Here is an 11,704-nt window from a genome sequence, read left to right on the forward strand (position 1 = left end):
GGCCTGGGGCGCGGCCGGGGGCGCGGACTGGGCGTACGGGTTCGGCTGGGGCTGCGCGGGCGCCGGAGCGGGGGTCCCGGGCGCCGGAGCGCCGTAGGGACCGGTCGGCGGCTGGCCCTGCGGTGCCGGGTGGCCCTGCGGCGCGTACGGCTGGCCGCCCTGCTGCGGCGCCGGCGGGGCGTACCAGCCCGGCTGGCCCTGCCCGGGCACCGGCATCGGCGGCTGCGCGCCGGGCGGCAGGGGCTGCTGGAGACCGGCCTTCTGGTCGGTCGTCGAGCGGTAGTCGACGGCGCCCTGCGTCATCCGCATGTACGCCTCCTCCAGCGAGGCCTGGTGCGGCGACAGCTCCCACAGCCGTACGTCGGCGCCGTGCGCGAGGTCGCTGATCCGGGGGAGCGGCAGACCCATGACACGCAGTGCCCCGTCCTGCTCGGGCAGCACCTGGCCGCCCGCCTCGGTGAGCGCCGCCGACAGCTTCTCGCGCTGCTGCGGCTCGCTGTCCGGCGTCCGCACGCGCGCGAAGTCGGCGGAGTTCGCCGAGATGAAGTCCTTGATGCTCATGTCGGAGAGCAGCTGCCCGCGACCGATGACGATGAGGTGGTCGGCGGTCAGGGCCATCTCGCTCATCAGGTGCGAGGAGACGAAGACCGTACGGCCCTCGGCGGCGAGCGCCTTCATCAGGTTGCGGACCCAGAGGATGCCCTCGGGGTCGAGACCGTTGACCGGCTCGTCGAAGAGCAGTACCTGGGGGTCGCCGAGCAGGGCGGCGGCGATGCCGAGCCGCTGGCCCATGCCGAGCGAGAAGCCGTTGGAGCGCTTCCTGGCGACGTCCTGGAGTCCGACGACACCGAGCACCTCGTCCACCCGGCGGGCCGGGATGCCCGACAGCTGGGCCAGGGACAGCAGGTGGTTGCGGGCGTGCCGGCCACCGTGCACCGCCTTGGCGTCGAGGAGGGCACCGACCTGACGGGCCGCGTTCGGCAGTTTGCGGTACGGGTAGCCGCCGATCGTCACCTGCCCGGAGGTGGGATTGTCCAGGCCCAGGATCATGCGCATCGTCGTCGACTTGCCCGAGCCGTTGGGGCCCAGGAAGCCGGTGACGGCCCCCGGCCGCACCTGGAAGGAAAGGTTGTACACGGCCGTCTTGGCGCCATAGCGCTTTGTCAGGCCGACTGCCTCGATCATGCTCCGCACCCATCGAACGGTTCGTGACGTCTCGGACTCGTCGCAGGACGTCGGGGCGCACGCCCCCGTAAGGATTAGGAGCTTATCGGGGCGCTGACGGTTCCGCCCAAGAGGAGGTAAAACCTCGCAGGTCACGGACCGGTTGCTTTGGCATGTACGTAACTGCTGGTCAGGTGCCGGATCAGGCGTCGCGCCGCTTCAGCGCGACGTACCCGCCGAGCAGGGCCGCCACCACCCACAGCGCCATGATGCCGAGACCGCCCCAGGGCCCGTACGGAGTGTCGTCGTCGACCGGGGTGACCACCTGCATGATCTTGCTGCCGGCCTGGTCGGGCAGGTAGCGGCCGACCTTCTCGGTGGCGCCGACGTTGCCGAGGATGTTGGAGATCAGGAAGAAGAACGGCATCAGGATGCCGAGCGACAGCATCGGGCTGCGCAGCATCGCCGCGACACCCATGGAGAACATCGCGATCAGGGTCATGTAGAGCCCGCCGCCGAAGACCGCGCGCAGCACACCCGGATCGTCGATCTCGGCCCGGTGCGAGCCGAGCATCGCCTGTCCCAGGAAGAACGTCACGAAGCTGGTCACGAGTCCCACCGCGAACGCGAGGGCGGTGGCCACCGCGATCTTGCTGAAGAGGAAGGTGCCACGCTGCGGCACGGCGGCCAGCGAGGTCCGGATCATGCCGGTGCTGTACTCGTTCGACACCACCAGCACCCCGAACACGATCATCGCCAGCTGGCCGAGGGTCATGCCCGCGAAGCTGATGAAGGTGGGGTCGAACGAGAGCCGGTCGTCGCGGCTCAGATGGTCGAACTCGTTCTTCGACAGCAGGGAGATGAGCACGCCGAGCGCGATCGTGACGATCCCGGCCAGCGACAGCGTCCACACGGTGGACGCCACCGAACGGATCTTGGTCCACTCGGAGCGGACGACCTGGACGGCGGCCACGGTCAGCCCTCCCGGTTCCAGCCGGCGCCCCAGGCGGGGGCGGGGGGCGCAGGCGCCACCGGGGTGCCGTCGTGCGCGTGGTACTCCACCGACTCGGCCGTCAGCCGCATGAACGCCTCCTCCAGCGACGCCTGCTGGGGGCTCAGCTCGTGCAGCACGACCCCGTGCGTGGCTGCCAGCTCCCCGATCTGCTCCGGTTTCCCCCCGTCCACCTCCAGCGCCCCGTCGTCCGTCTGCGCGACCATGACACCGACGGTGTGCAGAGCATCGAGCAACTGTTCGCGCTGGGGGGTGCGGATCCGCACGTACGACCGAGAGTTCTGCTGGATGAACCGCGCCATCGAGGTGTCGGCGAGCAGCCGTCCCTGGCCGATCACCACGAGGTGGTCGGCGGTCAGCGCCATCTCGCTCATCAGGTGCGACGACACGAACACGGTCCGGCCCTGGGCCGCGAGGGACTTCATCAGGTTCCGGATCCAGTGGATGCCCTCGGGGTCGAGGCCGTTGACGGGCTCGTCGAACATCAGGATCCGCGGATCGCCGAGCAGCGCGCCGGCGATGCCGAGCCGCTGCCCCATCCCCAGCGAGAACCCCTTCGCCTTCTTCCGCGCGACCGACGTCAGTCCGACCGTGTCCAGCACCTCGTGCACCCGGGCCCGGGGGATCCCGTTGCTCTGCGCGAGGCACAGCAGGTGGTTGAAGGCGCTGCGGCCGCCGTGCATGGCCTTGGCGTCCAGGAGCGCGCCGATGTACGTCAGCGGGTCGCGCAGGCGGTCGTAGTGCGTGCCGTCGATCCGGACGTCCCCCGCCGTCGGGCGGTCCAGCCCCAGGATCATGCGCATCGTGGTCGACTTCCCGGCTCCGTTCGGTCCGAGGAAGCCGGTCACGATCCCGGGCCGCACGGCGAAGGTCAGATTGTTCACCGCGACCTTCTCGCCGTACCGCTTGGTCAGCCCGTCGAGCTCGATCATGCGGCCACGCTAGAACGGGGCCGGGGGCCCTGCCACCGGAAGGCGAAGCCCCTCCAGGGGCGCGGGGAACTGCGCGACCAGCCACGTACTGGTGTCAGCCGCGACCGTACGCGTACCCCCGAGCCATTAGGCACCCGGCACTGACGCTGAGCGGGGAGAGGCTGCGCAACTCGGCGCCACGAGGCACCGCCTGCGCCCACCCTCCCCCACTCTCGGCTTCGCTCGAGCGGGAGGTGCCCCCATCGCCCCAGCGGCACGACTGCCCGCGGCTGGGGGCAGCGGGCGAGACGGGGGCGGGGCCGTCGCCGCCCCCGAACACACCTAAGGCCCGCGCCCCCGGAGGGGGACGCGGGCCCGAAGGTGCCTCTTCCGGCCGACCGTCAGGCGGCCGTGTTACCGGGACTGCTGGGCCGGAACCCCGCGGGAGATCGGCTCGTCGTCGGTGACCGGCGTGCCCGCGGCGGCGACCGCCGCACCCGTGAGAGTCGCCAGCATCTCGCGCACGTTCGTCAGCTGGGCGTTGATCGAGTCGCGGCGGTTGGTGAGCGCCGCCAGCTCGCGCTCGGATTCCGACCGGATCCGGTCCGCCTTGGCGTTCGCGTCCGCGACGATGTCCTCGGCCTGGCGCTGCGCGGTCTCCACCGTCTGGCGGGCGCGGCGCTCGGCGTCGGTGCGCAGCTTCTCGGCCTCCAGGCGGAGCTGCTCCGCGCGGTGCTCGATCTCCGCGAGACGCTTCTCGGCCTTCTGCTGACGCGAGGCCAGGTCGCGCTCGGACTGCTCGCGGCGCTTGGCGAGGTTGGTCTCGAAGTCGGCGGCGGCCTGCGCGGCCTTGGCACGGGTCTCCTCGAAGAGGGCGTCCGCCTCCTCGCGCTTGGACTGCGCGTCCTTCTGCGCCTCGGCACGCAGCTGCGACGCGTCGCTCTTGGCCTTCTCGACGATCCGGACGCCCTCGTCCTCGGCCTTGGCCTTGCGCTCCGCCGAGAAGGACTCGGCGTCGTTGCGCACCTGCTGGGCCGCCGACTCGGCGAGCTCACGGTGCTGCTCGGCGGCGCGGCGGGCCTCCTCGCGCAGGTCCTTCGCCTCCTCCTCGGCGAGGCGGAGGATCTTCTCGACGCGCGCGCCGAGACCGGCGTAGGACGGCTCGGCGTCGGTCACCGCGGCCTGGGCGTTCTGCGTCTCGAGGTGGAGCTCCTCGATGCGCTTCTCCAGAGCGGTGATGCGGGCGAGAGCGGAGTCACGGTCGGAGACGAGCTTGGAGATACGTTCGTCCACCTGAGCGCGGTCGTATCCACGCCGCACAAGCTCGAAGCCGTAGGGGGAAGTGTCGCTCATGGGGTTCCTGTCGAATGAGACCGGTGAGGTGATAGGTGGAATCCTAGGGGGCGAAGCGGCGTGTCATCGAGCAGATGCACGTTTGATCTGGAGAATGACACCCCTTTTGAGTGGCCGACCATCGGAATACTTGCCAGAAACTTTGCGTAAAGGCCCTGAAAGCACAGACGGCACAGATGGCAAGCACAGAACGAGCACAAATTGGTGTCCGTAGCGCCAGGGCGGGCGGTGAAGATACCCGCAACGCCCCGGCACCGCTAGCCGTCTGACGACTTGCCACCCGAACGAGTCGCACCCGCCGCGGCACCCGTCTTGACTCCACCGTCCTTGCCGCTCGACGGGGCCTCAAAAGACTCCAACGCGACCAGGACGTCCTGGACACGGGAAATCTCGGCATTGATGTCCTCGCGGCGGCGGACCAGCACCTCCAGCTCGCGCTTGCCCTCCTCGACCGTGCGGCGGGCCTCGCGGATCGCCTCGGCCTTCAGCTCCTCGGCCTCACGAACGAGCGTGGACTTCTTCTGCTCGGCTTCCTTCAGAAGACCCTCGGCCTTCTTCACCGCGGCGATACGCACCTTGCCCGCCTCGGAGTTCGCCTCGGAAACGATCTCCTTGGCCTTCGACGTCGCCTTCTCCAACTGCTCCTCGGCGGCCTTGATGAGCGCGTCACAGCGGTCACCGGTGGATTTCATCGTCTCGGCGGCCTCACGGCGGGCCCGCGTGTGCAGCGCCTCGATCTCGGCCGTGATGCGGTCGCGCAGCTCCTCGGCCCGCTCCCTTATGGCGGTCGCGTCCCGGCGCGCGCCGACGAGCAGCTCGTCGGCGTCCGTACGGGCCTTCTCCACCGTGGAGTTGCCCTCGACGGTCGCCTCGGCGACCAGCCGCTCGGCCTCCTTGCGGGCCGCCCCGACCATGGAGTCGGCCTGCCCCTCGGCGTCCGCGGTGGTCTGCAGGGCCTGCGTCTGCGCCTCGGTGAGCAGCTTGTCGGCCTCGGCCGCCGTCTCCGAGATGAGCTTGTCGACCTGCTCGGCGGCCTCGGAACGCCGCTTGTTGGCGTCCTTGCGGGCCTCGTCGAGGGTGTTGTCGGCCTCCTCGCGGGCGTGCGCCATGAGCCGGTCGGCCTCCGCCTCAGCCTCGGCCCGCGCGCGCTCGGCGCCGGCCCTGACCCGCTCGGCGTGCTGCTGCGCGGAGCCCACCGTCTCGGCGGCCTCGGCCCGCAGCCGCTCGGCCTCGTCGGTGGCCTCGCCGACCAGCCGGTCGGCCTGGGCGACGGACTCGGCCCGGACCCGCTCGGCCTCCTCGTTGGTCTCCCGGGTCAGCCGCTCCGCCTCGGCCGTCACCTCGGTGATCAGGGTGTCGGCCTGGGTCGCCGCGTCCGAACGGATGCGGTTGGCGTCGTCGCGGGCCTCCGCACGGGTGCGCGAGGCGTCCTGGTCGGCCCGCGCGACGGTGTCCGAGGCCTCCGTACGGACCCGCTGGGCGTGCTCGGACGCGTCGGAACGCACCCGCTCCGCCTCGGCGATGGCCTCCGCGACCGTGCGCTCGGCGAGCGACTTGGCGGCCTCCGACTCCTCCCGGGCCTCGCGGCGCACCCGGTTGGCGTCCTCGGTGGCCCGCTCGCGCTCCGCGTAGGCGTCGGCGCGGACGCGGTCCGACTCCTCCTCGGCCTCCCGGCGCATCCGGTCCGCCACGTGCTCGGCCGTGTTGCGCAGCCCGGCGATCTCCTCCTGGGCCTGCTCGTGCAGCCCGGCGACGGAGTCCCGCACCTGTTGGGCGTGGGTCTCGGCCGCCGACACCATCTCGCCGGCGCGCCGCTCGGCCTCCTCGACCAGCCGTACGGCCTCGGCCTGGGCCTCCTCGACGCGTTTGCGCGCCGAGGCCAGCAGTTCCTCGCTCTGCTCGCGGGCCCGCAGCCGCTCCTGGTCGGCCTCCTGCCGGGCGGAACCGAGGAGCTCCTCGGCCTCGCGGCGGCGCCGGAGAGCCTCCTCCTGCGCGGCGGCCAGCGTCTCCGAGGCCTCCGTGGCGAGCCGCTCTGCGGCGGCCTGTGCCTCGGCCCGTACCCGGTCGGCGGTGTCCTGCGCCTCCGACTTCAGCCGCTCGGCCTCGGCCGCCGCCTCCGACCGCAGCCGTACGGCGATGGCCTCGCCCTCGGCGCGGGACGCGGACGCGTCGGACGCGGCCTCGTCGCGCAGCCGTTCGACCTCGGCCTCGGCCTGCGCCTGAAGCGTACGGATGCGCTCGGCGGCCTCGGAACGCAGCCGGTCGCTCTCCTCGCCGGCCTCGCGGCGGATCCGCTCGGCCTCGGTGCGGGCGTCGGCGAGCGCCTCCTCGGCGGAGGCCAGTCGCGCTTCGGCCTCGCTCTGCAGCCGGGTCAGCTCCTCGGCCGCCTCCGCCTTGCGGGCCTCGACGCCGCGCTCGGTCTCGTCGCGCAGCTCACGGGCGGCGCGCTCGGCCTCGGCCTTCAGCTCCTCGGACTGCTCCTCGGCCTCGGCGCGGTGCCGCTCGGCCTCCTTGCGGGTCCGCTCCAGCGTCTCCTCGGCCTGGCGGCGCAGCGTGGACGCGCGTTCGATGGCCTCGGTGCGGACCTTCTCGCTGTCCGCGGTGGCCGTCTGCCGCAGCTCGTCGGCGTCCGTCCGGGCCTTGGCGAGCAGCTCCTCGGCGGTCTTGGCCGCCTCCTCGATCTGCTGGACCGCCTCGCGCCGCGCCTCGGAGCGGATCCGCTCGCCCTCGGCGACCGCGTCGGAGCGCAGCTGCTCGGCCTCGCCGCGCAGCCGGCGCGCCTCCTCCTGCAGCTCGACGGTCTTGGCGCGGTACTCCTCGGTGTCGTCCTTGGCCGTGCCCTTGAGCTGTTCGGCGAGGTCGTGGGCCTCGGCGCGCAGGCGGTCCGCCTCGGCCTCGGCCTCGGAGCGGATGCGCTCGGCCTCCTCGGCGGCGGCCTTGGTGGTGTTCCGGGCCTCCTCGGACGCCTTGTTCAGCACGTCCTCGGCGGTCTTGGCCGTCTTGGCGAGCTGGGAGGCGGACTCCTCCGCGGTGATCGAGCGGGCCTTCTCGGAGGCCTCGGCGACGATCTTCTCGGCCTCGGCCTTGGCGTCGGCGACGACCTCCTCGGCGGACGCCTTGGTCGCCTCGGCCTCCTTGGTGGCCTCCTCGACCAGCCGGGCGACCTGCTCCTTCGCCGTACGCGTGCGCTGTTCGTTGGTCGACTCGGCGCCGGCGACCGACTTGGCCGCGTTCTCCTTGGCCTCCGTGACCAGCTTCTCGGCCTCGGCGCGCGCCTCGCGCAGCGCGGCCTCGGCCTCCGCCATGCGCTGCTCGGCGGCCCGGCTCAGCTCGGAGGCCTGGCGGCGGGCGGAGTCCGACTCGGTGGCGGTGGAGGTGCGCAGCTGCTCGGCGTGCTCGGTGGCCTCCTGGGCCTGCGTGGACGCCGCGTTCAGCAGCCGCTCGGCCTCGGCGCGGGCCCGGCGCAGGATCTGGTCGGCCTCGCCGCGAGCGGCCTCCGAGTCGCTCTGGAGCCGCTGGCGGGCCTCGGTGGCGAGCCGCTCGGCCTCGGCACGGGCGGCGGCCAGCGCCTGCTCGGCCTCCGCGCGCGACTCGTCGACGAGCCGGCGGGCCTGGGACTCGCTGCGGGCGCGGAGCTGCTCGGCCCACGCCACGTTCTCGTTGACGTGCGACTCGACCGTCTGGCGGCGCTCGGAGAGCTCCTGGTCGAGCTGCTGGCGGCGGGTGACCGCCTCCTGGTGCAGCTCCGCCTGGAGCCGCGCGGCCTGCTCGGCGTGCTCCTGGAGGATCCGCTGGGTCTGCGCCCGGGCCTGGCTCAGCTCGCGCTCGGCGTCCGCGCGCAGCTGGTCGGCCTGCATCTGGGCCTGGCGGAGCATCTGCTCGGCCTGGTAGCCGAGGTCGCCGCCGCTGTCGTAGGCGGGCCGGGACATGAGGGTGCGGCGCGCCTCGTGCAGCTTGGCGCGCAGCACCTCGACCTGGTAGCCGAGGTCCTCGGCGTGCTGGATCGCCTTTTCCCGCTCGGTCTTCAGCCGCTCCATCTCGGCCTCGAACCGAGAGAGGTGGTCGACGTCAGCCGCCGGCTCTCGCTCCTGGCGTTCGTAGCCCCGCACTGCGCGGTCCCATCCGTCCCCTGGTCGCAACCTCTGGCAAACGAGCTCCGTCCAACCGCCGAACGGGGCCCCCGGGGCATGGTGTCAGATCAACGGCGGAGCACGGGCTGCCGCCCTCACCCTCGTCCCCCGAAACCTGGACCCCGGCCCTAGGACAACCGCTGATGGATCTCCGCGGTGCCCTTGGATCCCGCTCCTCGGAAGGCGGCAGGACCCGGGCCGTCCCCCTCGAAGGCGACGGCCGACCCCAACCCTACCGGCCCATATGTACGGGGGTCAGTGCTCAGGTGACTCAACTGGCGCCGAAGTGACCAGTTCTGTCAGTACGCCGTGACAATCCTTGGGGTGCAGGAACGTGATCCGTGACCCCATGGAACCGACTCGCGGCTCCTCGTACAGGACGCGTACGCCCTTGTCCTTGATCGCGGCCGCCTCGCCGTCGACATCCGCCGTGCCGAAGGCGATGTGGTGGACCCCCTCGCCGTTCTTGGCCAGCCACTTCGCGACGGTGGAGTCCTCGCGGGTCGGCTCCAGCAGCTGCAGGTAGGAGGCGCCGCCGTCGTCCGTGCTGTTGATCTTGAGCATGGCCTCGCGCACGCCCTGCTCCTCGTTGACCTCGGAGTGGAACACCTCGAAGCCGTACGTGGCCCGGTAGAACTCGACGGTGGCGTCGAGGTCGAAACAGGCGATCCCGATGTGGTCGATTCGCGTCAGCATGGTGTCAGTGCAGCGCTCCCGCGACCGTTACGCAACGTGCCAGCGATCACACTCACAGCCCGATGACGGCACGGAGTGCCACTCAGTACATTCGAAGTAAACCCTCGTTCACTCCTCGGCTGCAAAGCTGGAAGGGGATCGCACCTCATGTCTGGTTCGAACGGCAATACATCGGTGATCGTCGCGGGCGCCCGTACGCCCATGGGACGGTTGCTCGGTTCGCTGAAGTCCTTCTCCGGAGCCGAGCTCGGCGGCTTCGCGATCAAGGCCGCCCTCGACCGTGCGGGGATCGGCGGCGACCAGGTCCAGTACGTGATCATGGGCCAGGTGCTCCAGGCCGGGGCGGGGCAGATCCCGGCGCGCCAGGCCGCGGTCAAGGCGGGCATCCCCATGAACGTCCCCGCGCTCACGATCAACAAGGTCTGTCTGTCGGGCCTCGACGCCATCGCGCTCGCCGACCAGCTGATCCGCGCCGGCGAGTTCGACGTGATCGTCGCGGGCGGCCAGGAGTCCATGACCAACGCCCCCCACCTGCTCCCGAAGTCCCGTGAGGGCTACAAGTACGGGGCGATCCAGATGCTCGACGCGATGGCGCACGACGGGCTGACGGACTCCTTCGAGAACATCGCCATGGGCGAGTCGACGGAGAAGCACAACACCCGCCTCGGGATCGGTCGCGAGGAGCAGGACTCGGTGGCCGCCCAGTCCCACCAGCGCGCAGCCGCCGCCCAGAAGAACGGCCTCTTCGACGCCGAGATCACGCCGGTGGAGATCCCGCAGCGCAAGGGCGAGCCGGTCGTCTTCAGCCAGGACGAGGGCATCCGGGGCGAGACGACCGCCGAGTCGCTGGGCAAGCTGCGTCCGGCCTTCGCCAAGGACGGCACGATCACGGCCGGGTCCGCCTCGCAGATCTCCGACGGCGCCGCCGCCGTGGTCGTCATGAGCAAGGCCAAGGCGCAGGAGCTGGGTCTGACGTGGCTCGCCGAGATCGGCGCCCACGGGAACGTCGCCGGGCCGGACAACTCGCTCCAGTCCCAGCCGTCGAACGCGATCCAGCACGCCCTGAAGAAGGACGGCCTGGAGGTGGCGGACCTGGACCTCATCGAGATCAACGAGGCCTTCGCCGCGGTCGCCGTGCAGTCAATGAAGGACCTCGGCGTGTCCCCGGAAAAGGTGAACGTCAACGGTGGTGCGATCGCTCTCGGGCACCCCATCGGCATGTCCGGCGCCCGGCTCGTCCTCCACCTCGCCCTGGAGCTGAAGCGGCGCGGCGGCGGTGTCGGCGCGGCCGCGCTGTGCGGTGGCGGTGGTCAGGGTGACGCGCTGATCGTGCGGGTACCCAAGGCCTGAGGCCCGTCGGTTCGGGCGTACGTGGCCCTCGTCTTCTTGGATCGGAGCTGTGATGCAGGACGTCCCCACGCTGGTGGCACAGGCCAGGGAAGGGCGGCCCCGGGCCGTCGCCCGGCTGATCTCCCTGGTGGAGGGGGCGTCCCCGCAGTTGCGTGAGGTCATGGCGGCACTGGCCCCGCTCACGGGCGGGGCGTACGTCGTGGGCCTCACGGGCTCGCCCGGCGTGGGCAAGTCCACGTCCACGTCGGCCCTGGTGACCGCGTACCGCAGGGCCGGCAAGCGGGTCGGGGTGCTGGCGGTGGACCCGTCCTCGCCCTTCAGCGGTGGCGCGCTGCTCGGTGACCGGGTGCGGATGTCGGACCACGCCTCCGACCCCGGCGTGTACATCCGTTCGATGGCGACCCGGGGTCACCTGGGCGGCCTCGCCTGGGCCGCCCCGCAGGCGATCCGGGTCCTGGACGCGGCGGGCTGCGACGTGGTCCTCGTCGAGACGGTCGGGGTCGGCCAGTCCGAGGTGGAGATCGCCTCCCAGGCGGACACGTCCGTGGTGCTGCTCGCCCCCGGCATGGGTGACGGCATCCAGGCGGCCAAGGCCGGGATCCTGGAGATCGGCGACGTCTACGTCGTCAACAAGGCCGACCGGGACGGCGCGGACGCGACCGCGCGCGAGCTGAACCACATGCTGGGGCTCGGCGAGTCCCGGGGGCCCGGCGACTGGCGGCCGCCGATCGTCAAGACGGTCGCGGCGCGGGCCGAGGGGGTCGACGAGGTCGTGGAGGCGCTGGAGAAGCACCGGGCGTGGATGGAGGAGCGGGGGGTGCTCGTGGAGCGGCGCCGGGTGCGGGCGGCGCGGGAGGTGGAGACCATTGCGGTGACGGCGCTGCGGGAGCGGATCGGGGATCTGCACGGGGATCGGCGGCTGGACGCGCTGGCCGAGCGGATCGTGGCGGGGGAGCTGGATCCGTATCGGGCGGCGGATGAGCTGGTGGCCGGCTTGACGGAGGGCTGACCTCGGGGTTTCTCGCCCCCGCCGCCCCTACCCGTCCCATCCTGAAGGGGCTGGGCGCCCCTTCAGGATGGGACGGGTA

Annotated in this window: 8 protein-coding genes; 2 read left to right on the plus strand and 6 right to left on the minus strand. The window is 71.8% G+C overall.

The annotated features are described in order from the left end of the window. From P1P70_RS31065 to mce, 6 genes are all read right to left on the minus strand, one after another. Nucleotides 1-1,185, minus strand: a 1,185-nt coding sequence (locus P1P70_RS31065; protein ID WP_319243686.1) for an ATP-binding cassette domain-containing protein, incomplete at its 3' end; no start/stop codon positions are given. Between the two features lie 181 nt (nt 1,186-1,366). After that, complete coding sequence (locus P1P70_RS31070) at nt 1,367-2,137, minus strand: ABC transporter permease (protein WP_413471584.1); 771 nt, start codon at nt 2,135-2,137, stop codon at nt 1,367-1,369. Between the two features lie 2 nt (nt 2,138-2,139). After that, the gene (locus P1P70_RS31075; protein WP_319243688.1) at nt 2,140-3,108 is read right to left on the minus strand and encodes an ATP-binding cassette domain-containing protein; all 969 of its coding nucleotides are present in this window, start codon (nt 3,106-3,108) and stop codon (nt 2,140-2,142) included. A gap of 393 nt (nt 3,109-3,501) precedes the next feature. After that, a complete protein-coding gene (locus tag P1P70_RS31080; RefSeq protein WP_013000631.1) occupies nt 3,502-4,440 on the minus strand; it encodes a cellulose-binding protein in 939 nt (312 codons plus the stop codon). Between the two features lie 257 nt (nt 4,441-4,697). Then, nucleotides 4,698-8,549: a polarized growth protein Scy gene (scy, locus tag P1P70_RS31085; RefSeq protein ID WP_319243691.1), complete on the minus strand. Its 3,852-nt coding sequence runs from the start codon at nt 8,547-8,549 to the stop codon at nt 4,698-4,700. 276 nt (nt 8,550-8,825) lie between these two features. Further along, the gene (gene mce / locus P1P70_RS31090) at nt 8,826-9,266 is read right to left on the minus strand and encodes a methylmalonyl-CoA epimerase (RefSeq protein ID WP_239757317.1); all 441 of its coding nucleotides are present in this window, start codon (nt 9,264-9,266) and stop codon (nt 8,826-8,828) included. A 147-nt stretch (nt 9,267-9,413) separates the two neighbouring features. Here mce and P1P70_RS31095 point away from each other — a divergent pair, with 147 nt between their 5' ends. Continuing rightward, nucleotides 9,414-10,616, plus strand: coding sequence for an acetyl-CoA C-acetyltransferase (locus P1P70_RS31095; RefSeq protein WP_319243694.1), 1,203 nt, complete (start codon nt 9,414-9,416; stop codon nt 10,614-10,616). A gap of 52 nt (nt 10,617-10,668) precedes the next feature. After that, nucleotides 10,669-11,625, plus strand: coding sequence for a methylmalonyl Co-A mutase-associated GTPase MeaB (gene meaB, locus P1P70_RS31100; protein ID WP_319243696.1), 957 nt, complete (start codon nt 10,669-10,671; stop codon nt 11,623-11,625). Nucleotides 11,626-11,704 lie beyond the last annotated feature (79 nt).

Origin of the sequence: Streptomyces sp. MB09-02B, assembly GCF_033794485.1 — a bacterium.
In the GTDB taxonomy this organism is placed as follows: domain Bacteria; phylum Actinomycetota; class Actinomycetes; order Streptomycetales; family Streptomycetaceae; genus Streptomyces.